The sequence below is a fragment of the Neorhizobium sp. P1_A6 genome (assembly GCF_056406795.1).
Genome location: NZ_JBFTZM010000001.1, coordinates 811,850 through 834,640, shown reverse-complemented (window position 1 = coordinate 834,640; position 22,791 = coordinate 811,850). Strand labels below are relative to the sequence as shown.

At 63.0% G+C, this 22,791-nt stretch carries 17 protein-coding genes; 10 read left to right on the top strand and 7 right to left on the bottom strand.

Annotated features, from left to right (window positions below; translation table 11 throughout):
* Positions 1-471: 471 nt before the first annotated feature.
* The 3 genes from AC1D3C_RS03855 to AC1D3C_RS03845 all read right to left on the bottom strand — a co-directional run bounded on the left by AC1D3C_RS03855 (position 472) and on the right by AC1D3C_RS03845 (position 6,086).
* On the bottom strand, positions 472-2,688 hold the full coding sequence (locus AC1D3C_RS03855; protein ID WP_477481940.1) for an FAD-dependent oxidoreductase: 2,217 nt from the start codon (positions 2,686-2,688) through the stop codon (positions 472-474).
* Between the two features lie 175 nt (positions 2,689-2,863).
* Complete coding sequence (locus tag AC1D3C_RS03850) at positions 2,864-4,072, bottom strand: acetyl-CoA C-acetyltransferase (RefSeq protein WP_477481939.1); 1,209 nt, start codon at positions 4,070-4,072, stop codon at positions 2,864-2,866.
* Between the two features lie 220 nt (positions 4,073-4,292).
* Positions 4,293-6,086 (bottom strand): acyl-CoA dehydrogenase C-terminal domain-containing protein, encoded by a 1,794-nt coding sequence (locus tag AC1D3C_RS03845; RefSeq protein ID WP_477481938.1) that lies wholly within the window; start codon positions 6,084-6,086, stop codon positions 4,293-4,295.
* 494 nt (positions 6,087-6,580) lie between these two features.
* On the opposite strand from AC1D3C_RS03845, the gene AC1D3C_RS03840 reads away from it, so the two are divergent.
* The 3 genes from AC1D3C_RS03840 to AC1D3C_RS03830 all read left to right on the top strand — a co-directional run bounded on the left by AC1D3C_RS03840 (position 6,581) and on the right by AC1D3C_RS03830 (position 12,491).
* On the top strand, positions 6,581-10,513 hold the full coding sequence (locus tag AC1D3C_RS03840; protein WP_477481937.1) for a peptidoglycan-binding protein: 3,933 nt from the start codon (positions 6,581-6,583) through the stop codon (positions 10,511-10,513).
* A 248-nt stretch (positions 10,514-10,761) separates the two neighbouring features.
* Complete coding sequence (locus AC1D3C_RS03835) at positions 10,762-11,688, top strand: sulfite exporter TauE/SafE family protein (RefSeq protein WP_040124482.1); 927 nt, start codon at positions 10,762-10,764, stop codon at positions 11,686-11,688.
* Positions 11,688-12,491: a TIGR02186 family protein gene (locus AC1D3C_RS03830; RefSeq protein ID WP_477481936.1), complete on the top strand. Its 804-nt coding sequence runs from the start codon at positions 11,688-11,690 to the stop codon at positions 12,489-12,491. The genes AC1D3C_RS03835 and AC1D3C_RS03830 overlap by 1 nt, the downstream gene beginning before the upstream one ends.
* Here the strand turns inward: AC1D3C_RS03830 and AC1D3C_RS03825 are convergent, their stop codons facing one another.
* Entirely contained in the window at positions 12,492-13,010 is a 519-nt protein-coding gene (locus tag AC1D3C_RS03825; RefSeq protein WP_105401668.1) for a winged helix-turn-helix transcriptional regulator, read from the bottom strand. It lies immediately after the preceding gene.
* A 94-nt stretch (positions 13,011-13,104) separates the two neighbouring features.
* Here AC1D3C_RS03825 and AC1D3C_RS03820 point away from each other — a divergent pair, with 94 nt between their 5' ends.
* The 5 genes from AC1D3C_RS03820 (at position 13,105) to AC1D3C_RS03800 (ending at position 17,469) form a co-directional block, all read left to right on the top strand.
* Positions 13,105-13,665 (top strand): dihydrofolate reductase family protein, encoded by a 561-nt coding sequence (locus tag AC1D3C_RS03820; protein WP_477481935.1) that lies wholly within the window; start codon positions 13,105-13,107, stop codon positions 13,663-13,665.
* Positions 13,666-13,755: 90 nt separating this feature from the next.
* Complete coding sequence (locus tag AC1D3C_RS03815) at positions 13,756-15,546, top strand: chloride channel protein (RefSeq protein ID WP_477481934.1); 1,791 nt, start codon at positions 13,756-13,758, stop codon at positions 15,544-15,546.
* A gap of 159 nt (positions 15,547-15,705) precedes the next feature.
* Complete coding sequence (locus tag AC1D3C_RS03810; RefSeq protein ID WP_477482007.1) at positions 15,706-16,578, top strand: alpha/beta hydrolase family protein; 873 nt, start codon at positions 15,706-15,708, stop codon at positions 16,576-16,578.
* Between the two features lie 85 nt (positions 16,579-16,663).
* Positions 16,664-17,101, top strand: coding sequence for a universal stress protein (locus AC1D3C_RS03805; RefSeq protein ID WP_477481933.1), 438 nt, complete (start codon positions 16,664-16,666; stop codon positions 17,099-17,101).
* A 116-nt stretch (positions 17,102-17,217) separates the two neighbouring features.
* Positions 17,218-17,469, top strand: a complete 252-nt coding sequence (locus AC1D3C_RS03800; RefSeq protein WP_477481932.1) for a hypothetical protein — start codon at positions 17,218-17,220, stop codon at positions 17,467-17,469.
* A 243-nt stretch (positions 17,470-17,712) separates the two neighbouring features.
* Here AC1D3C_RS03800 and pdeM read toward each other — a convergent pair whose 3' ends face one another.
* Both pdeM and AC1D3C_RS03790 read right to left on the bottom strand, forming a co-directional pair.
* A complete protein-coding gene (gene pdeM, locus AC1D3C_RS03795) occupies positions 17,713-18,453 on the bottom strand; it encodes a ligase-associated DNA damage response endonuclease PdeM (RefSeq protein WP_477482006.1) in 741 nt (246 codons plus the stop codon).
* A gap of 32 nt (positions 18,454-18,485) precedes the next feature.
* The gene (locus AC1D3C_RS03790; protein ID WP_477481931.1) at positions 18,486-21,008 is read right to left on the bottom strand and encodes a ligase-associated DNA damage response DEXH box helicase; all 2,523 of its coding nucleotides are present in this window, start codon (positions 21,006-21,008) and stop codon (positions 18,486-18,488) included.
* A 95-nt stretch (positions 21,009-21,103) separates the two neighbouring features.
* Here AC1D3C_RS03790 and AC1D3C_RS03785 point away from each other — a divergent pair, with 95 nt between their 5' ends.
* Complete coding sequence (locus AC1D3C_RS03785; RefSeq protein WP_477481930.1) at positions 21,104-21,604, top strand: Rrf2 family transcriptional regulator; 501 nt, start codon at positions 21,104-21,106, stop codon at positions 21,602-21,604.
* A 47-nt stretch (positions 21,605-21,651) separates the two neighbouring features.
* Positions 21,652-22,116 carry a carboxymuconolactone decarboxylase family protein gene (locus AC1D3C_RS03780; protein ID WP_040124467.1) on the top strand — a complete coding sequence of 155 codons (465 nt, stop codon included), beginning with the start codon at positions 21,652-21,654 and terminating at the stop codon, positions 22,114-22,116.
* A gap of 32 nt (positions 22,117-22,148) precedes the next feature.
* Here the strand turns inward: AC1D3C_RS03780 and AC1D3C_RS03775 are convergent, their stop codons facing one another.
* Entirely contained in the window at positions 22,149-22,790 is a 642-nt protein-coding gene (locus AC1D3C_RS03775) for a YitT family protein (RefSeq protein WP_046635608.1), read from the bottom strand.
* Between the last annotated feature and the right edge of the window lies 1 nt (position 22,791).

Here is a 22,791-nt window from a genome sequence, read left to right as displayed (position 1 = left end):
CAATACCGATTTTCAAGCAAACTACCATCACCCCAAGAAAATGGGAAGTCTTTGGCGTGGGAGACTTGCCGAATCTTTGGGAAGGGAGTAGACAAGGGACAGGATCACCGAAATGAAAACGGCTCTACGAGGTGGTAGGACACCAAGTAGAGCCGGTTCCGGTCCCGCCGAGGCCTTGCATGACTCGTTCGGCGGGTTAAGAGGGTTATGCACTCTCTGTTGTGCGTCTATAGCGCATAACCCTCTGAGATTCAAGAGTCCTCCAATACAGGAGGATAAAATGGCTCAGAAATGTTGCCATGTAGTCCGGCCGTACACGCGAATCCGATTTGGAAAAATCGAGTTCGTGCGTGGCCATCGACGCTGCTGCAATTGACACGCCACAGCGGTCAATATCGGCCGGAACATTAAGCTGTAAAGTAATAAACCACCCGGGTGCCAAAACCTGGGTGGTTCAATCTACAAAGCGCCTCACGCCGCCTCCCCCACCTTCGCGTACGGGTCAAACCGCCCGTAAAACGTCTCACCCTTCGCCGCCATGTCCTTCAAGAGCGGCGTCGGCTTGAAGTGCGGGCCGTAGCTTGCGGCCAGCTTTTCGCAGAGCGCGACAAAGTTCTTCACGCCCATGCCGTCGATGTAGGAGAGCGTGCCGCCGGTATAGGGGGCGAAGCCGAAGCCGAGGATGGAGCCGACATCGGCTTCGCGCGGATCGGTGACGATGCCTTCCTCGACGGTGCGGGCGGCTTCGAGCGCGATCGTCACCAGCAGGCGCTGTTTCAGGACGCTAACATCCACCTCCGAGGCCTTTTTCTGCGGGTAGAGGGTCTTTAGCTCGGGCCAGAGGAATTTCTTGGCGGGCTTGGCTGGGTATTCGTAAAAGCCCTTCAAATTCTTGCGGCCGCGGCGGTCGAGCACGTCGACCATCTGGTCGACCAGCGCCATGTGCTCCGGCTTGACGGCATTGGGGCCGAGGTCGGCGATCGAGGCCTTCATGATCTTCTGGGACAGATCGACGGCGACCTCGTCGTTGAGCGACAGAGGGCCGACCGGCATGCCGGCCATCTTGGCGGCATTCTCGATCATCGCCGCCGGCACGCCTTCAGTCAGCATGTCATAGGCTTCGTTGATATAGCGGAAGACGCAGCGGTTGACATAAAAGCCGCGGGTATCGTTGACGACGATTGGGGTCTTTTTGATCGCGGCGACGAAATCGAGCGCCACGGCGAGCGCCTTGTCTCCCGATTTTTCGCCGAGGATGACCTCGGTCAGCATCATCTTTTCGACCGGCGAGAAGAAATGCACGCCGATGAACTGGTCGGCGCGTTTGGAATTCTCGGCAAGGCCGGTGATCGGCAGGGTGGACGTGTTGGAGGCAAAGATGGTGGTTTGCGGGATGACCGCTTCGACCGCCTCGATCACCGCCTTCTTAACAGTGCGATCCTCGAACACCGCCTCGACGACGAGGCTTGCATCCGACAGCGCCTGGTAATCCGGGGTGGGGGTGATCAGCGACAGCAGCTTTTCGCCCTCCTCCCTGGTCATCCGGCCCTTGCCCACCTGGTCGGCCACCAGCTTTTCGGAATGGGCCTTGCCCTTGTCGGCGGCCTCCTGGTCCCGGTCGATGAGGATGACGGGGATGCCGGCGGCAGCCGTCACATAGGCGATCGAGGCGCCCATGAAGCCGGCGCCGACGACGCCGATCTTGGAGAATTCCGTCTTCGGGATACCGGCCGGGCGGCGGGCGCCCTTGCCGAGTTCCTGCATGGAGACGAACAGCGAGCGGATCATCGAAAACGCTTCGGTGGTGCGCAGGATCTCGGTGAAATACCGCTGTTCGACTTTGAGGCCCGTATCGAAGGGAAGCTGGAGGCCCTCATAGACGCATTTCAGGATGGCGAGCGCGCCCGGATAATTGCCGGCGCTTTCACGGCGCAGGATGGCGGGGGCGGCCGGCCAGAGCTGGGCTGCAGCCGGCGTCCAGATGCCGCCGCCGGGGACCTTGAAACCCTTCTCGTCCCAGGGGGCGACGGGTTTGAGGCCGTCCTTGATCATCTGCTTGGCGGCGTTGATCAGCTCGGCGGGCTCGACGACCTGATGCACGAGGCCCATGGCCTTGGCGCGCTGGGCGGTCAGCGACGAACCTGTCGTCATCATCTGCAGGGCATCCTGGGCGTTCGCCAGCCGCGGCACGCGCTGGGTGCCGCCGGCGCCCGGGAAGATGCCGACCTTGACTTCCGGCAGCGCTATTTTCACCGACTTGGAATTGGCAGCGACCCGGCCGTGGCAGGCGAGCGACAGCTCGAACGCGCCGCCCATGCAGGTGCCGTTGATCGCCGAGACCCAAGGTTTGCCGTTCAACTCGACCTTGCGCCACAGCCACGACATGCGGCCGGCGGCATCGAACAGTTTTTGCGCGGCGGTGGCCGGGTCCTTCGCCTGTTCCTCGGCGAGCATCGAGAACATCGACTTGATCATGGTAAGATCGGCGCCGCCGGAGAAGGACGACTTGCCGGACGTGAAGACGACGCCCTTGACGGCCGCATCCGCAACCGTCGCATCGACGATCGCCTCGATCTCGTCCATCACCTCCATGGTGAAGACGTTCATGGATTTGTCGGGCATGTCCCAGGTGACGAGAGCGATGCCGTCCGCGTCGGTTTCGACGGTGAAGTTCTTGTAGGTGCTCATGATGGGATTTCCTCTTCCCTGAAATTTCTGTGGCGTGCCGAACCGCCCCCTCACCCGGCCTCCGCTTCGCTCGGCCACCCTCTCCCCAAGGGGAGAGGAGGATCGGAGGCGTTGCGGCAATCCCTCTTCTCCCCTCGGGGAGAAGGTGCCGGCAGGCGGATGAGGGGGTTTCCCCTCAAACTCTCTCGATAATCGTCGCGGTGCCCATGCCGGCGCCGATGCAGAGCGTGACCAGCGCGGTGTTGAGATCGCGGCGTTCCAGCTCGTCCAAGACCGTGCCCAAAATCATCGCGCCAGTGGCGCCGAGCGGGTGGCCCATGGCGATGGCGCCGCCGTTGACGTTGATCTTGTCGTGGCTGATCTCGAAGGCCTGCATATAGCGCAGCACAACGGCGGCGAAGGCTTCGTTGAGTTCGAAGAGATCGATGTCGGAGATCTTCATGCCGGAGCGGGCCAAAAGCTTTTCGGTGACGTCGACCGGGCCGGTCAGCATCAGCGCCGGATCGGATCCGATATTGGCGAAGTGGCGGATGCGGGCGCGGGGTTTCAGGTTCATGGCTTCACCGCCGGCCTTCGAGCCGATCAGCACGGCCGCCGCACCATCGACGATGCCCGACGAATTGCCGGCGTGGTGGACATAATTGATCCGCTCGATTTCCGGATGGGCCTGGATGCCGACCGCTTCGAAACCGCCCATCTCGCCCGGCATCTGGAACGACGGGTTGAGCGAGGCCAGCGACTGCATGTCGGTGGTAGGGCGCATGTGCTCGTCGCGGTCGAGGATGGTCAGGCCGTTCTGGTCCTTGACCGGAATGACCGAGTTCTTGAAGTAGCCGGCGTCCCAGGCCCTGGCCGCGCGCTTCTGGCTCTCGACCGCATAGGCGTCGACATCATCGCGGGAAAAACCGTATTTGGTGGCGATCAGGTCGGCCGAGACGCCCTGGGGCATGAAGTAGGCCGGGAAATTGACCGACGGGTCCATGTACCAGGAGCCGCCGGACATGCCCATGCCGACCCGCGACATGCTCTCGACGCCGCCGGCGATGACGATGTCGTCGGACCCGGCTGCGACCTTGCCAGCCGCAAAGTTGACCGCATCGAGACCCGAGGAGCAGAAACGGGAAATCTGCATGCCGGGCGCCCTGTTGGAATATCCGGCCTCGAAGGCAGCGGCCTTGGGGATGACGGCGCCGGCATCCATGACCGGATCGACGCAGCCCATGATGATGTCGTCGACATAAGACGTGTCGAGGCCGTTGCGGTCGCGGATCGCTTCCAGCGTCTTGGCCGCGAGGCGCACGGACGGCACCTCGTGCAGCGCCCCATCCTTCTTGCCGCGACCGCGCGGCGTGCGGACGTGGTCGTAAATGAAGACTTCGGTCATGGTGTCATCTCCCTGGGGGGCGCCTGGGCGCCTTCGAATTCTTGCATCTGCTTCCCGCATCCTCCCTCTTCTCCCCAGCGGGGAGAAGTGCCGAGCGGATGCGAGGCGATGAGGGGGTCTCCGGCAAAGCCGGAGCCCGAAACAAGACGCGCCTACGGCGCGCCCCCTCATCCGGCCCTTTGGGCCACCTTCTCCCCGCCGGGGAGAAGAAAGACCCTACTCAAAACGCTTCCGCGGCAAGTTCCATCACGCTGTCGGCGCCGGCTTCGATGCGGACTTTCCGCATCGCGGTTTCCGGCATGATCTTTTCCATGAAGAACTTCGCCGTCACCAGCTTGTTCTTCAGGTAGTCGGCGCGGGCGTCGCCGGCGGCAAGTCCGCTCTGCGCCGCCTTGGCGATCTTGGCCCACATGTAGCCGAGCGTCACGATCCCGAAGAGGTGCATATAGTCGGTCGAACCGGCGCCGGCATTGTCGGGCTTGGCCATGGCGTTCTGCATGAACCACATGGTGGAGGCCTGCAGGTCGTTCAAGCCCTTCTTGAGCCCCTTGGTGAAGGGGGCCATCGCCTCGTCGGAACGGTTCTCTTCGCAGAAGTCGCCGATCTCCTTGAACATCGCCATCACGGCGCGGCCGCCGTTCAGTGCCAGCTTGCGGCCGACGAGGTCGAGCGCCTGGATGCCGTTGGCGCCTTCGTAGATCATGGTGATGCGGGCATCACGGACATACTGGCTCATGCCGTGTTCCTCGATATAACCGTGGCCGCCAAACACCTGCTGGGCCATCACGGCATGCTCGAAGCCCTTGTCGGTCATCACCCCCTTGAGGATCGGGGTCGCAAGGCCGAGGAGATCATCGGCGTTCTGGCGTTCCGCCGCATCCGGCGAGCGGTGGGCGATATCGGATTTCAGCGCGGTCCACAGCAGGAAGGCGCGGCCGGCCTCGTTGAAAGCGCGGATGGTCATCAGCGAGCGGCGGATATCGGGGTGGACGATGATCGGGTCGGCCTTTTTATCCGGCGCCTTGGTACCGGAGAGCGAGCGGCCTTGGATACGCTCGCGGGCATAGGCGACGGCGTTCTGGTAGGCGGTCTCGGCGATCGACAGGCCCTGCAGGCCGACGCCGAGGCGAGCCTCGTTCATCATCACAAACATGGCCGCCAGGCCCTTGTTTTCAGCGCCGATCAGGTAACCGGTCGCCTCGTCGTAGTTCATGACGCAGGTGGAGTTGCCGTGGATGCCCATCTTGTGTTCGATCGCACCGCAGGTAGCGCCGTTGCGCTTGCCCAGCGATCCGTCGGCATTGACCATGAACTTCGGCACGATGAAGAGCGAGATGCCCTTGGTGCCCTCCGGCGCGCCTTCAATGCGGGCGAGCACCAGGTGGACGATATTGTCGGTCATGCCGTGCTCGCCGGCCGAGATGAAGATCTTCTGGCCGGAAATCTTGTAGGAGCCATCGGCCTGCGGCACCGCCTTCGAACGCAGCAGGCCGAGATCGGTGCCGCAATGGGGTTCGGTGAGGTTCATGGTACCCGACCAGGTGCCGGCAACCATTTTCGGCAGGTAGGTCCTCTTCTGCTCGTCGGAACCATGCACGAGGATCGCGGCGATCGCGCCCTGGGTCAGGCCCGGATACATCATCAGCGACATGTTGGCCGACGACATGTATTCGCCGACGGCGGCATGCAGCGTATAGGGCAGCCCCTGGCCTCCAAATTCCTCCGGCACGGCAAGGCCGATCCAGCCGGCCTGGCAATACTGGTCATAGGCCTGCTTGAAACCCTTCGGCACCGAAACCGTACCGTCGTCGTGACGGGTGCAGCCTTCCTGGTCGCCAGAGAGGTTCAGCGGAAAGAGCACGTCCTCGGCCACCTTGGCGGCTTCCCCGATGATCGCTTCCAGCATGTCGGGCGTGGCATCGGCAAAGCCCGGCAGGTTGCCGTATCGCTCAAGGCCCAGCACATCGTTGAGAATGAAAAGCGTGTCGTTTACCGGGGCCTTGTACACGGGCATGGTCGAGCTTCCTCCAAATCCTCGTCGCTGAATCCCGCCCCTGGCCTTCGGCTCACGAGGGAATCCGCATTCTTGCTACCATAAATAATTGACGTTCGCGTAAACGTCAATTACGCGCGTCTGGAACTTTGCCGATCTCCACCGTCGCCATTCCTCCGTTCCGATCACAGTCTTAACGCGTCGAGCAGTTGCGAGGCTGGATGGGGAAAGCAGGAAGATAGGGGCCGGCAGGCGCTACGTTATCACCGCAAAGCAAACCGAACGCATCGAAAAGGTTAAAATTTTCGTCCCGGTTAACGAGTTGTTTACTACGTTTAAGGAAATAGTGGGCTCTTAAGCGACGCAGTGCATTTACCTCAAGACGTCCCGCGTGCGCTGAAATGGCAAGTCTTGCATAAGGCATTTCTAATATATGGCCGAATGACGGGATGCCCTATCCCTGAACACGGCCCGTTACGAGAGCCAGCAGGTACAACGTCGAAACGAGCGAGCACATGAACGGATCACGATCGACCCCTTCCCGTCCCGGCGACCGCTCTTCCCTGGATGCGTTGAACCGCACCATCGAAGGGCTCGAGGCGCGTATCGAGGGGTTGATGTCCGGTACCGCGCGTGATGGCCAGCCGCCGAAAGCCAACGATCCGCGCCATGACCGCCGGCCGACCGCAGCGTCCGCCTATCGCGAACCGCAATTCGCAAGCGACCCCCTTGCCGAGATCCGCGAACGCCAGCGCATGCTCGATGCCAGCCGTGACCGCAGCGTACGGCCCGAGCGCCCGCGTGCGCCGGAGCGGCGACAGGAGAGCCTGCGCCGGGAGGAGCCACGGTATGCCGAGCCCCGCCGAACCGAACTGCGCCCGCCTGAAGCTTACCGCCCGCCGGCTCGCCAGGCGCCCGTGCGCGCGGAAGCACCCCGTTACGCCGAACAGCGCCCGATCGCGCCAGCCCCGCGCCGCGAGGAACCCCGCCGTCCGGCCCCACAGCCCCCGCGCATACCGGTGCCGCAGCCGCAGGCAGACAATGGCATGCGCGACATCGCCCAGGCGCTGGTCAGCCTGCGCCAGGAGCTGAAGCAGGATATTTCCGAAAGCGTCGCCCGCGAAATGAGCGCGTTGCGCTCCGAAATCCGCTCGATCAAATCCATTGCCGAAGACCAGAACTTCAGCGAGGATCTGCGCGGCGACCTTGCCCGGCTTGCCGAAGGCATCAGCCAGCTTGGCTACCAGGCGACGCCGGAGGCGGCCGGCCTGCGCCGCGAATTCGAGGAACTGCGCGCCGTCATGGACGGCCTTGCCCGCGAGGATTCGGTACGGCGGATGGAAACCCGCTGGCAGGGTCTCGAAGATCGCATGCACGATCTCGACTCCACGGCGCTGCGCGAGGAGCTCGTCTCGCTCGCCTACCGGATCGACGACATCAAGGGCCAGCTCGGCGAGATGAGCGACAGCCCGGTCATCCGCGCGCTCGAACAGAAGCTGATCACGGTCGCGAGCGCCATGGAGCAGCTCGGCTCGCGCATGCAGCCGAACGATTCGGTCATTGCCGAACAGTTCGCGACATTGGACGAGCGGCTGGACGAGATCAGCCGCGCGATTGCCGCCGGCAGCCGCGCCTCGGCCTCAGCCTCGATCGACCAGTCCTTCCTGCAGCGTCTGGACGGCCGCATCAGCGCGCTTGCCGACCAGATCGAAGCCATAGGCCGGGTAACCCACACCCAGGCCGACCCGGCCGAAATGCTCTCCGCCCGCATCGAAGCGCTGACCGGCCGGATCGAGGAACTCACCGACGAACAGGCGGCCATGCGCCTGGAAGAGCGGCTCGAGCAGCTTTCGCTGATCCTCGAACAGGCCCAGAAGCCTTCCCAGGATCCCGAGCTTTCCGCCTACCTCGCCGATATTTCCCGCAAGATCGACGGGTTGGAACAGGGCAGCGTCAACGACGTACTCGCCGAGCGGCTCGACTATCTCGCCCGCCGGATCGAGGAGATCGGTTATCAGCCGCACGCCCAGTCGGCACTGGATGAAAACGCCTTCGGACGCATCGAAGACCGGCTGACCGACATTGCCGCCCGGCTTGACGAGGCGACGGCTTCGCCGCGTGGCGACGACGGCGCGCTTCGCAGTCTCGAAGACCAGATCGCCCATCTTTCGGTGCTGATCAGCCAGCCGCAGCATGGCGCCGGCGCTCTTCCCGCCGAATTCGAAAACCGCATGACGGCGCTCGAAAGCTATATGGCGACCAATGACGAATACATCATCGAGGCTGCCCGTCAGGCCGCCGAGACGGTGGTGGAAGCCTATTCGCGCAACGGCATGGCAGGTGGGCCGGGTGTCGCCGCCGACATGGCGGCACTGTCGGCGCTTGCCGACGACCTTCGCCATCTCGAAGACCTGACGCGCCATTCGGACGACCGCACCCACCAGACCTTCGAAGCCCTGCACGGCACCCTGGTGCAGATCGCCGACCGTCTGGACGGCATGGAAGAACGTTTCGTCTCCTCCGCCCACGCGGAGCGGGATCGTTATCATGAAGAACCAACGCGTTACGAGAGCCGCCCTGCCCCGGCCATGCCGGCAGCCGCACAGCTTTCCGTTGCCGCTGCCGAAGAGCTGATGAGCTATGAGCTCGCGGAGGCTGAGGCGAACGAGCAATCGGCCGCAACCTTCGGCCACCGCGCAAAGACCCCTGAAGAAGCGCCTTCCGACGAGACCGTCCTTCGCGCCGACTATGCCGACACCAAAGTCGTCACCAAGGACACCCCCGCCAGGGACAGGGCGGCCAAGACCAGCCTGCTGACCGAGCTTTCCCGCCGCTTCCTGCCCGGCGGAAAGGCCGAGGCGCCGAAGGGCGGCCGGACCGTCATCGAGCCGACGCCGCCGCTCGATCCTTCTGACGTGCTGCCGGCAGATCGCCAGAACGACCTTCTGGAGCCGGGATCCGGCGCCCCTGACGTCAAGAAGATCCTCGAGCGGGTTCGCGCCAGCCAGGCCGCCGGCGAATTCGACACCGACCGGACGAGTGCCGCCGAACGCGCCGACTATATCGCCGCCGCCCGCCGCGCCGCCAAGGCCGCTGCCCAGGAAACCGATCCCTCGCAGATCGGCTCGTCGTCCAAGGAGATGCGCAAGGCCGCCAAGGCATCCGCCAACAAGGGTTTCGGCGCCATGCTTTCGCAGCATCGCCGGCCGATCCTGATGGCTGTCGGTGCCGTGCTTCTGGTGCTGATGGCAATGCCGCTCGCCAAGACGCTAACCAGCGGCACAAAGGCTCCAGCAGTACCCGCCGCGACGATCCAGGCGCCGGCCCGGCCGGTTGCGCCGGCCAACGTCACCGGCAGCAACGAGGTCCCGACAGTCGAAGACCAGGCCGCGACCGATGGCGCCGACGGCGACACGACCACCGCAGCCGCGCCGACGCAACCCGTCGAACAGGCCCCGGCGGTTGCCGCAAACCATCTGACCGATCCTCGGCCCGCGTCGGGCGCTCCTTCCGTCATGGATCAGTCGGGTAATGCGCCGGCTGCTGCGAACACATTCGCGGCGGCCCCCAAGGTCACGGCTCCGGCTGCGATCGTGGTGCCGGTCGGCATCGAGCCGAAGTCGCTTGCCGACGCCGCCGCTGGCGGCGACGCCAACGCGCTCTTTGAGATCGGCGCACGTTTTACCGACGGAAAGGGCGTCAAGAGCGATCCGTCGGAGGCCGCCAACTGGTACAAGCTTGCGGCCGACCGCGGCCTGGCACCGGCGCAATACCGGCTTGCCAATCTCTTCGAAAAGGGCACGGGCGTCTCCCGCGACCTGGCCAAGGCGATGACCTACTACAAGCAGGCCGCCGATGCCGGCAATGCCAGCGCCATGCACAATCTCGCCGTGCTCTATGCATCGGGCGCCGCCGGCCAGCCGGACTATGCCGCCGCCGTCACCTGGTTCCGCCAGGCCGCCGACTTCGGCGTCGCCGACAGCCAGTTCAATCTCGCCATCCTGCTTGCCCGGGGCAACGGCGTGAAGCAGGATCTCGAAGAATCCTACAAGTGGTTTGCGGTTGCGGCCAAGGGAGGCGACAAGGACGCCGCCCAGAAGCGCGACGAAGTCGGCAACGCCATGCGCAAGGAACAGCTCGAAAGCGCCCGGGCCAAGGTCGACCAGTGGAAGGTGAAGCCGCTCGACCCGAAGGCGAATTCCGTCAACCTTCCGGACGAATGGGCCTCCGGCCAGCCGCTCACCACGGGCTCGGTCGACATGGAAAAGGCGATCCGCAACATCCAGGCGATCCTGAACAAGAGCGGTTTTGACGCCGGCACCGCCGACGGCAAGATGGGCGCCAAGACCGTGACCGCGATCAAGGCCTTCCAGACTTCGGTCGGCCAGGAACCGAACGGCAGGATCACCGACGCGCTGGTCAAGGAACTACTTGCGAAGAACAAGTAAGTCTACTTACCCGACCGATATAGGGGAGTTGCGGGATATTAATCACGCCCGCACAAAAACGGCAAAATTGCCGCATTATCTGACACTTGCGAATTGACTTGCGGCCAAGCCCGGGCGCATGACGGATGAAGTCCTTCATGCCCTGTTCACATGGCATGTGAGATCACGTTTCCTTCGCCGCACCGGGCGGACAACCACATCGCGAACGCCCGCGAGGGCGTCGCTTTTTGCCGTGTCGAGGTTCTGCCGTGACTGTCTACCTGCCGATCGCAGAGCTGTCGGTGAACATCTTCATTATTCTGGGCATGGGCGCGGCCGTCGGCTTTCTCTCCGGCATGTTCGGCGTCGGCGGCGGATTCCTGATCACGCCGCTGCTGATCTTCTACAACATCCCGCCCGTCGTGGCGGTCGCGACCGGCGCCAACCAGGTGGTCGCTTCGTCGATCTCGGGCGCGATCACCCATTTCAGGCGCGGCACGCTCGACATGAAGCTCGGCTCGGTGCTTTTGGTCGGCGGTCTTGCGGGGGCGACGGCGGGCGTCTGGGTCTTCTCCTGGCTCCGGCGCGTCGGCCAGCTCGATCTGTTCATCTCGATCCTCTACGTCGTGCTGCTCGGCTCGATCGGGGCGCTGATGCTGCAGGAGAGCCTGCGCGCGCTCAGGCGGGCGAAGAACAAGGAGCCGCTGCCGTTGAAACGGCCGGGCCAGCACAACTGGGTGCATCGGCTGCCGCTGAAGATGCGGTTCAAGAAGTCGAAGATCTACCTTTCCGCCATTCCGATCGTCGGGCTCGGCTTCGGCATCGGCGTGCTCACCTCCATCATGGGTGTCGGCGGTGGCTTCATCATGGTGCCGGCGATGATTTATCTGTTACGCATCCCGACCAATGTCGTCGTCGGGACCTCGCTGTTCCAGATCATCTTCGTCACCGCCTACACGACCATGGTGCAAGCAGCGACCAACTATTCGGTCGACATCGTGCTCGCCACGATCCTGATGGTCGCCGGCGTGATCGGCGCGCAATACGGCGTCCGCGTCGGGCAAAAACTGCGCGGTGAACAGCTGCGCGCGCTCCTGGCGCTGCTCGTGCTTGCGGTCGGCATCCGTCTGGCGATCGGGCTGATCGTCACGCCGGACGACGTCTATTCGGTCGCAGTCGGAGGGATGTCCTACTGATGCGCCGGCTTCTCCGCACTCTCCTTCTGCTGCCGCTTCTCGCACTCGCCTCGCCGGCCGCGGCGCAGGTGCCGTTCGGGCAGGCATCGGCGGTCAAGGAAGGGCTGGAGATCGGCGCCTCGACCAGCGAAATCGCCATCACGTCTGATTTCCGCGGCGCCGACCTCACCATCTTCGGGGCGCTCACCAATGCGGACGAGCTGTTTCTGGCGATCGGCCAGTACGACGTGGTGGTGACGCTCGAAGGGCCGAAGGACTACGCGACAGTGCGCAAGAAGGAGCGCGTCTTCGGGATCTGGATGAACACCGAGGGCATGACTTTCGAACAGGTGCCGGAAAGTTATTCGCTGGCCAGCACCCGGATGATCGACACCATCGACGAGGCACCGAGCCTCAACAATATCGGCGTCGGCATCGACCACCTGGCGCTGAACCCGGTCGGCTACATTCCCGATTCCGGCATGATCGGCGAGTTTCGCGACGCCTATCGGCGCCTGAAGCTGACAAACGGGCTTTACCAGCGCGACACGAGCGGCGTGCGCTTCGTTTCGTCGAGCCTGTTCCGCGCCTCGCTGAAACTGCCGGCCAATATCCCCGACGGGATGCACATGGTGCGCGCCTACCTGTTCAAGAGCGGCGAGCTGATCAATCAGCGGGAAATGCCGCTGCGCGTCGTCAAGACCGGCATCGAACAGGCGATCACCGACGCGGCCCACGACCGTCCGTTCGCCTACGGTTTCCTCTGCGTGCTGATCGCCGTCATCACCGGCTGGGGCGCCAGCATCGTCTTCCGCAAGGACTGATCATTCCGCAGCGTCAGCCGCCGCCGCATTGCGGGCGACGACTTCGAGATAGGCGGCGCGCAGGCGGTCGAAGACGGAAGGCTTGGCCGGATCGCGCGGCGCGTGCAGGTGCAGGACGCGCAGTTCGTCCATGAAATCCTCCCAGAGCGGCCGGCCGCCCTCCTCCAGCAATTGCGCCCGGATCGAGAGCTCTTCGGACACCGGCATGAACCGGCGGCCCCAGGCGCCCATTTCCGCAAAAATAGGCACCAGCCGGATCGACATCTCCGTGAGGCTGTAGATCCCCTTCTGCTTGTGGCTCGGATCGTCCTCGCGGGAAAGCAGGCCTCGCTCCACCAACCGCTTCAGCCGGTCGGCAAGGATGTTGGAAGCGATGCCTTCCTCGGAATTCTGCAGCAGTTCGCGAAAGTGGCGGCGATTGCCGAACATGATGTCGCGGATGACGATCAGGCTCCAGCGATCTCCAAGAACCTCCAGCGTCAGATTGATCGGGCAGCCCGACCGATATGTGTCGTTCATTTTTTTCTCCAATACCGCTTGCATTCTACAATCAGTTTGGCTAGCTTTCAACTGCTTGCTTTTTGCAACTGGTTTAAACGTGATGGAGGATGACATGAGAAAGCTGGTAGTCTGGAACCTGATGAGCCTCGACGGTTATTTCGAGGGAGAGAAGCCGTGGGATCTCGCCTTCCACAGCTATGCCTGGGGCTCGGAGCTGGAAAAGCTCTCCGAACAATTCGGCGAGGAAGGCGACCTCCTGGTGTTCGGCCGCAAGACCTACGAGGGCATGGCAGCCTATTGGCCGACCGCCGAGGAAGGCGGCAAGGTCAAGAACTACATGAACAATATCGCCAAGATCGCGGTGTCGAAGACGATAAAGGACATCGCGTGGAACAATACCCGGGTCGTCAGCGATCCGGTCGCAGAGCTCAACAGGCTGAAGGCCGAGGATGGCAAGACGATCTTCATCTTCGGCAGCGCCGAACTGGTGGCCTCGCTGATGAAAGAAGGCCTCGTCGACGAATACCGGCTCTGCATCGCGCCGGTGGTTCTCGGCTCCGGCAACCCGCTCTTCAAGAAAACTGGACACCAGGCCGAGCTCAAACTGCTGAGCTCCAGCGCAGCGGCCAACGGCGCGGTGATCCTGACCTACGCGGTCAGCAAGGCGGCCTGACGCCGCAGGCGAAGGGTATCAAGGGATTGATTGTTGGCCTGAAGGGATATTTGCGCTAGAGACGCGCCAACTCGTTTCTGCAAGATGTTCATGTTCAGCCGGTTCTCCTCCCTCCTGCCCTCCGCCCGGGTTCTGCTCAATCCGGGCCAGTTGCGGGTACTTGTCCGGCGCAGCGAATTCGGGCTTATCGCCGTCGCGGCCTTGGTCGGCGTACTCTCCGGGCTGGCGATCGCCGGCATGAGTTTCCTCTCCCAGGAAATGCACCGGGCGATCTTCGAACTCGGCGGCGGCGAGAGGCTGAGCTCGGCAACCGATATCAACCGGCTGGCCATTCTGCTCGCACCGATCTGTGGCGGCGCCCTTCTTGGCTTGTTGTTCCTGATCTTGCGGCGCTGGCGCAAGAAGCCGATGGTCGATCCGATCGAGGCGAACGCGCTGCATGGCGGACGCCTGTCCCTGACCGACAGCATCCTCGTCGCGATCCAGAACCTGGTTTCGAACGGTTTTGGCGCGTCCGTCGGGCTGGAGGCTGGATATACGCAGCTCTCTTCCGGAATCGCGTCAAAGATCGGGCTGCTACTGCAATTGCGCCGGTCGGATCTGCGCATCCTCGTCGGCTGCGGTGCGTCCGGCGCGATCGCTGCCGCCTTCAACGCGCCGCTGACAGGTGCCTTTTATGCCTTCGAGCTGATCATCGGCACCTATACGATCATGAGCCTGACGCCGGTCGTCGTCTCCGCGCTGGTCGCGACGATCGTTACCCGGCTGTTCTACGGCGAGGAATTCCTGATCGACGTCGGCGATTTCGGCGCTGTCGTGCCGGCGGATTACCTGCCGGCGATCCTGCTCGGCGCCTTCTGTGCAGGCGGCGGCATCCTGCTGATGAAAGGCGTCACCTTCGTCGAGGAGACGGCGCGCAAGAGCTCGCTTTCACCCGCCTTCCGGCCGGCGATCGGCGGCATCCTGATCGGGCTCCTGGGGCTGGCCGACCAGCAGGTGATGGCGGCCGGCCATGGCGCGCTGCATCTCAATCTCAGCCAGAACCCGACGATCCCGGCGCTGCTTGCAATCCTGGCGCTGAAATCGCTGGCATCGGCGGTGTCTATCGGTTCCGGCTTTCGTGGCGGCCTATTCTTCGCGTCCCTGTTCATGGGAGCGTTGCTCGGCAAGATCTTCGCCTATTCGGCGCCCTATATTTTCGCCCACGCGACGCTGACGCCGGTCATCTATGCGGTCGTCGGCATGAGCGCGATGGCGGTGGCGGTGATCGGCGGGCCGTTGACCATGACCTTCCTGGCGCTCGAAATCACCGGCGATTTTCCGATCACCGTACTGGCGCTTGCGGCCGTGATCACCTCATCGCTGACCGTGCGCAACACGTTCGGTTATTCGTTTGCCACCTGGCGCTTCCACCTTCGCGGCGAGAGCATTCGCAGCGCCCATGACATCGGCTGGATCCGCAACCTGACCGTCGAACGGATGATGCGCGCCGACGTCCGCACCGCGCCGATTTCCATGAGCATCGAGCAATTCCGCAACGACTTCCCGCTCGGCTCGACCCAGCGCGTCATCCTCGTCGACGATGCGGAGAAATATGCCGGCATGGTGCTTCTGCCGGACATTTACGCGGCGCCGACCGAGGATGCGGCGGAAAAACCGACACTTGCCTCCTTCATCAAATACAAGAACGACGTGCTGCTGCGCTCGATGAACGCCAAGCAGGCGGCGGCGATCTTCGACAGGCTGGAGGCGGAAGCGCTGGCGGTCGTCAACAACCAAGTCGAACGCAAGGTCGTGGGACAGCTCAGTGAAAGCCATACGCTGCGACGCTACGCGGAAGAACTCGATAGGCGGCGGCGCGAAGTTTCCGGGGAGATCTGAGCCGCCTTCTCCCTTCGGCTAATTGCACCTCACGAAGCGCGATATATGGTCACCGTTCCAGGGAGAAGGACGATGGCCAATACGGAATGCGAAGCGCCTGCGGTTCGGCAAAGCGACGGTGACGCCCGATCGTCGCGTCCCGCCGGGGAGCCGGTCGGCATGGCCTGCCGGGACGGCATCGTTCTCCACGGACACCTCTGGCCGGCCCGGTCCCCCGCCATCGGCAGCGTCATCGTCAACCCGGCAACCGGGGTGCTCGCCCGTTATTACCACTATTACGCCGACTTCCTGGCCGGCGAAGGTTTCGACGTTCTGACCTACGACTATCGCGGCATCGGCCTTTCGCGTCCCGAAAGCCTGAAAGGATGCGGCTATCGCTGGCGGGAATGGGGCGAGCAGGATTTCGACGCGGCGCTGGGGTTCATGGATGCCATCCGGCCGGGGCAACCGCTTTATGTGGTCGGCCACAGTATCGGCGGCTATCTGCCGGGGCTTTCAGCCAAGGCCGATCGCATCGACCGGATGCTGACCATGGGGGCGCAATATGCCTACTGGCCGGACTATGCCAGCGGCCGTCGCCTGCGGCTGTTCCTCAAATGGCATGTGGTGATGCCGGCGCTGACGGCGATATTCGGCTATTTCCCCGGAAAGCGCTTGGGATGGCTGGAGGACCTACCGGCGGGCGTCGCCAACGAATGGAGTTTTCGCGGGGCACGGATGGAGTCGACCCATCCGGCATCGGAACGAGACGATGTGCTGCGGCGGTTCGAAGCGGTGACGGCGCCTATCCTGGCGGTGACCATGTCGGACGACGACATCGGTACGGTGGCGGCAATCCGACGGACGCTCGGTTATTATCGCAATGCCCAGGTGACGCAGGTGCTACTGAACCCGGAGGATTACGGTCTGGCTGCCATCGGGCATTTCAGCCTGTTCCACTCCCGGCACAGGCAAGGCTTCTGGCAGGATACCGTTCGCTGGCTGCGGGACGGCATCAATCCCTGGTCCGGGCATGGGATTGCATCGTTCTGAGCATGTGGCCGTTGCGGCTTGCTTTGGATCAATGAATAATCCCCGGAAAACTGCGACGATGCCACCAACTTAGAAGGAGGAACAGATGTTCAAACACGTTCTCATTCCGACCGACGGCTCTCCGCTTTCGACCAGTTCGCTGGAAAAGGCACTCGACTTTGCCCACGAAATCGGTGCGGAAGCCACCGTTCTGGTGGTGATGGAGCCGCTACAGGTCTTCACGCTCAATCCGACCGGCATGGAAGTCGCCTATGCGGAATATGACCGGCAGAACAACGAGGCGGCCGACCGCATTCTCGCCGAAGCCAAGGAAGCTGCGAAACAACGGCTGGTCGCCTGCGAAACAGTGAAACTTGGCAGCGTCGACCCCGCGAGCGCCATCATCGAGACCGCCGGAACCTATAATTGCGACGTCATCGCCATGGCCTCGCACGGCCGCTCCGGCTTCAAGGCTTTCATGCTCGGCAGCGTGACGATGAAGGTGCTGGCACATTCCAAGACGCCGGTGCTGGTTTATCGGTGAGATCTGGTCTACGCCGGCGCTGGCTGCGGATGTTCGTTCAAAACCGGCCGGTCATGCGGTGCTTTACACCTTCGATATTGCGGCGCACAATGCTCCCTTGGCCCGGGGGACAGCAAATGATGACCGTATTTGAAGGCCTAAAAGGGGAACTCGCCGCCGGCACGACAGTCTTGGCGCTGGTCGACTACAATGTCACCGAATTTCGCGACGGCGACAATTGCCGTTATGTCGGGCACGTTCGCACCAAACCGTCCATTCTACGAACTGCACTGAACGCTCCGACCCTCCGGCTCGGCGGTCACCGCATAACCCTCAATGCGGTCGAGCATGAGGATTGGGTATCGTTTCATCTGGACAGGTTTCCCTAAGCGGAACGCTGGTTGTTGGATCTGGTGAGATCGTAATCGTTGTCAGTCCAGCCTGTTCGGCGTCGTCAGGGCTGTCGATGATGGATGGCATCCGCGTCCGCGCATGTGGTAGGGCGCTTGGACAGATTTAAACCAAAGCATGTCGCGCAAAAGTGTGCAGCGGTTTTGCGATAACGACATGCGTAAAACAAAGACTTGAAGGGTGTCGAGCGAATCCGAAGGATCGCGGCACGCTTTAGACGGTCAACCGATCAGATTGCCGTAGCGGACCGAATAGATGCGGTCGCGGCCGAGAAGGTGCGCGACCAGGGCCTCGCGGTCGAACAGGCCGTGCATGGCACGATGGCGCAGATCGAGGCCGCCGGCCAGCACGCCGAAGGCCGGCATGAGGAGCCGGATGCCGTCGCTTGCGAAACACGGGCGGCGGACGGATTTTTCGCGGCGGCGGACGGTGGCCGACGGATGCAGGTGGCCGGCGATCTCTCCCTTGCTCCCGCCTGGCCCGGAAATCAGACTCGGCTCGTGGCGGAAGACGAGGCCGCCATAAAAGAGTTCGTCAGTGCAGGTGCCGGGCAGGTCGACCGTGCCGTCCGGATCATGGTTGCCGTTGATCCAGATCCAGTCGCGGCCGCGCGCCATGGTCGTGATCAGCGAACGCAGGTCGGGGGGAAGATGCTCCGAGCCCTTGCGATCGTGGAAATTGTCGCCGAGCGAGACGACGATCTTCGGATCATAGCGGGCGATGACGGCCGACAGGATGTTGAGCGTGGCGATCGTATCGTAGGGCGGCAGCATCATGCCGCGGCGGGCAAAGGCAGCACCCTTTTCCAGATGCAGGTCGGAAACGACGAGCAGGCCGGTTTCGGGAAGATAGAGACCTCCGAGCGGATCGCAGACGGCGAGGACGCCGTTCACGACGATCTCTTCCGCACCGGTTGCGGCAGGTCCCCCTGTGATCGTTCGCGCCAAAGCGAGGCGGTGCATCAATTCAATGTCTTCCAGTCCAGAATACCGCATCAGCCAAGCGCCTCCGCGATCAGTTCGTCGGCGGCTTCCTGCAGCACCGCGTCATGCGCCTCGCCCGGTACCGGCTCTTTGCCGATCTCCAGCATGATCGGGATGGCGAGCGGCGAAACGTGGTCGAGATCGCGGTGGGTGATGTGCCCCCTGATTCGCGCCAGCATATCGCCTAATCGGGCAAGATCCAAAAGACCGGATGCCGCATCCCGCCGCGTCGCCTCCAAAAGCACGTGATCCGGCTCGTGACTGCGCAGCACGTCGTAGATCAGATCGGTCGAGACGGTGACCTGCCGTCCGGTCTTTTCCTTGCCCGGATGGCGGCGCTCGATCAAGCCGGAAATCACGGCGCAATTGCGGAAGGTGCGCTTCAGCATGTAGCTTTCGTCAAGCCAGGCTTCCAAGTCGTCGCCCAGCATGTCCTCGTCGAAAAGGTCGGAGAGGCTAAGGCGCCCGGCGCGGATCATCGCGCCGATGTCGTTGAGGCCCCAGATGGCCAGCGAATAATCGGTGGCAACGAAACCGAGCGGGTAGGCGCCCATGCGTTCCAGCCGGCGTGTCAGCAGCATGCCGAGTGTCTGGTGGGCCAATCGCCCCTCGAAACAATAGGCGATCATGAAGAATCGTTTTCCGCGCGGAAAGGTCTCGATGAGAAGTTCATCCCGGGCCGGCAGCATCGAGCGCTCGCGCTGGATGTTCAGCCAGTCGCGGACCTGGTCCGGCAGCACGCCCCAGCGATCGGGATCGGCAAGCATGCCGCGCACCTGGTCGGCGAGATAGGTGGAAAGCGGAAATTTTCCGCCCGCATAGGCGGGGATTTTCGGATCGAGCGAGAAGGCGTTGGAGACGAGGCATTCGTTCTCGCGGATACCTTCGAAACGCAGCACCTTGCCGGCAAACAGGAAGGTATCGCCCTGCACCAGCTGTTCGAGGAAATATTCCTCGACCTTGCCGAGCGACATGCCCCCACGCCCGACGGTACCCTTGGCGTTGCGCTTCACCAGCCGGACATTGAGCTCGGTCGCCTCGACGATTGTGCCAAGGTTCAGGCGGTATTGCTGGGCGACCGCCGGATTGGAGACCCGCCAGCGGCCTTCCTTGGTCTTGCGGATCTTGGCGTAGCGCTCATAGGAGCGCAGTGCATAACCGCCGGTCGCGACAAAATCGACGATGCGCTCGAACATTTCCCAGGAGAGGGTGGCATAGGGCGAGGCGCTGGTGATCTCCTCATAGAGTTCGACCGGATCGAAAGGTTCGGCGCAGGCCATGCCGAGCACGTGCTGGGCGAGCACGTCGAGCGCGCCCTCGCCGACCGGCGGCGTATCCTGGGCGCCGAGATAATTGGCGTCGAGCGCCGCCTGGCATTCCATCACCTCGAACCTGTTGGCCGGCACCAGGATCGCCTTCGACGGCTCGTCCATGCGGTGGTTGGAGCGGCCGATGCGCTGGGCGAGCCGGGACGCGCCCTTCGGTGCCCCGACATGCACGACGAGATCGACATCGCCCCAGTCCATGCCGAGATCGAGCGTCGAGGTGGCGACGACGGCCCGCAACTTGTTGGCCGCCATGGCGGCTTCGACCTTGCGGCGCTGGCCGGCGTCGAGCGAGCCGTGATGCAGCGCGATCGGAAGGTTATCCTCGTTGATGGTCCACAGCGTCTGGAACAGCAGCTCCGCCTGGAAGCGGGTATTGACGAAGATCAGCGTCGTCTTGTGGCGCTTGATCTCCTCGTAGACCTCGGGGATGGCATAGGTCGAGACATGGCCGGACCAGGGGATGCGGTCCTCGGTGCGCATGATGGTGATATCAGGTGCCGCACCGCCTGTGACATGCACGAGGCCGGCGGGCGGGACGGGGTTTTCACCCTGCGAGACCAGCCAGCGCTGCAGGTCCATCGGATCGGAGACGGTGGCCGACAGGCCGATGGTGCGCATGTGAGGCGCATGTTTGCGGATGCGGGCAAGGCCGAGCGACAGGAGGTGGCCGCGCTTGGAGGTGACCAGCGAATGCAGCTCGTCGAGGACCACGTATTTCAGGTCCTTGAAGAACCGTTCGGCCTCCTTGTTGGCGAGCAGCAGGGCCACCTGTTCCGGAGTGGTCAGCAGGATATCCGGCGGGTTGAGCTTCTGGCGCTGGCGTTTGGCCTGCGGCGTGTCGCCGGTGCGGTTCTCGATCGAGATATCCAGACCCATTTCGAAGACCGGCTTCATCAGGTTGCGCTCGATATCGACCGCGAGTGCCTTCAAGGGCGAGATGTAGAGCGTGTGGATGCCGGTGAAGGCCGAGCCCGGCGGGATCTTGCCGCGGCGGGTGAGGTCGGTCAGCGACGGCAGGAAACCGGCAAGCGTCTTGCCGGCGCCAGTCGGCGCGATCAGCAGCATGTTTTCACCCGATGTGGAGCGGGCCAGCAATTCCAGCTGATGGGCGCGCGGCTGCCAGCCCTTCTCCGCGAACCATTTCTGGAACGGCCGGGGCAGAAGCGCGGCGTCACGGCCGGAGGAATGGGTTTCGACGATATCCACGCCGCTAAGTTAAGAGAAAGCGCGCGAAAAAGAAGGGGCTTGACGATGACGCGATAATCGTGGATAAATTTTATCCACGATATGGAGATCAAGCGATGAAACTCGGCGACGGTGTCGAACAGGCGATCCACAGCATCAGCATGATGTCCAGCCTTACCGAGGGCGGCGTCCTGTCGGCTGCGGCGCTGGCGGAATTCCACGGGGTTTCGACCAGCTATCTGCTGAAACATCTGCAGGCGCTTTCCGGCGCCAGGCTGGTGGAAACGGTGCCGGGTCCGAAGGGCGGTTACCGGCTCGCGAAGAAGCCGGCGGAGATCACGCTTCTCGATATCGTGCTCGCTGTCGAAGGACCGGCACCCGCCTTCCGCTGCGCCGAAATCCGCCAGCGCGGGCCGAACCCGCTGCCGGGTCGGTATTTCACTAAACCCTGCGGCATCAATGCCGCGATGCTGAAGGCCGAAAAGGCCTATCGCGCCGAACTCGCCAAGGTGACGATCGCCGACATCCTGGCGGACCTCAGCGCAACCGACGACGGCGGCATCGCCGCCCGAGGCTGCGCCTTTCTGGAAATCAACGAACGCAGAACCGCCCGTTAAAGGGCCATAGGCACGCCGAAGGCGGCCATAACCAAAGGAGAAGACCCATGCATCAACGTCTCAACATGCTCAAGGCCGCCCCTGAAGCCGTCAAGGCCGTCACGGCACTCGAAAACTACGTGCAGGCTTCCGGTCTGGAGCGCCGCTTCATCCACCTCATCAAGCTGCGCGCTTCGCAGATCAACGGCTGCGCCTATTGCGTCGACATGCATGTGAAGGAATCACGGCATGACGGACTTTCGGAACAGTGGATCAACATGATGTGCGTCTGGTGGGAATCGCCGGTCTATGACGACAAGGAACGCGCCCTGCTCGGCTGGGTCGATGCCGTGACCCGCATCGCCGATACCGGCATTCCGGATGCCGCCTTCGACGCGCTGAAGGCGCATTTCACGGAGGAAGAGATCGTCAAGATCACCGTCGCTCTCGGCGTTATCAACACCTGGAACCGGCTTGCCGTCGGCTTCCGCAACCAGCATCCGGTCGATAAGCCGGCCAGCAAAGCGGCCTGATCGGGGCCGCCTGACGCAAGCTCCCGCCTCGATCACCGCGCGACGATATACCGGTCGGAGCGGTGATTGATGGCGAGCACAAGATTGAGCACGACGGCGCCCAGCACCGACCATGCGACGGTGATGGGCGAAACCACGGCAAAAGCGCAGAGCATGACGCAGAGATCGAAGGCGAGCTGGATGAGGCCAGCCTGGATGCCGAAGCGCTCCTGGATATAGATCGCCAGGATGCCGACGCCGCCGAGCGAGGCGCGGTGGCGATAAAGCCCGAGCAGGCCGTAACCGAGCACCAGTCCGCCGAGAAGGGCTGCCCAGAACGGGTGCAGGTACTGGATCAGGAAAAAATGGCTTTCCAGTTCGGTGATGACCGAGACCAGCGCGATGGCGATGAATGTCTTCAGCGAGAAGGCGAGGCCGAGGCGCTTGAACGACAGGTAGTAGAACGGCAGGTTGACGATGAAGAACAGCAGGCCGAACGAAATCCCGAACGCATAATGCAACAGGAAGGCGACCCCCGCCGTGCCGCCGGTCAACAGACCGACCTCGTTTAGAAAATAAAAGCCGAGCGCCGACACCATGGCACCGATGAACAGGCCTTGCCCATCTTCCAGCAGCGTGTGTTGTGCCGGATCGGCGCTGTAAAATCCGAGACCGCGCCTCTGCTGCTCAGCCAAT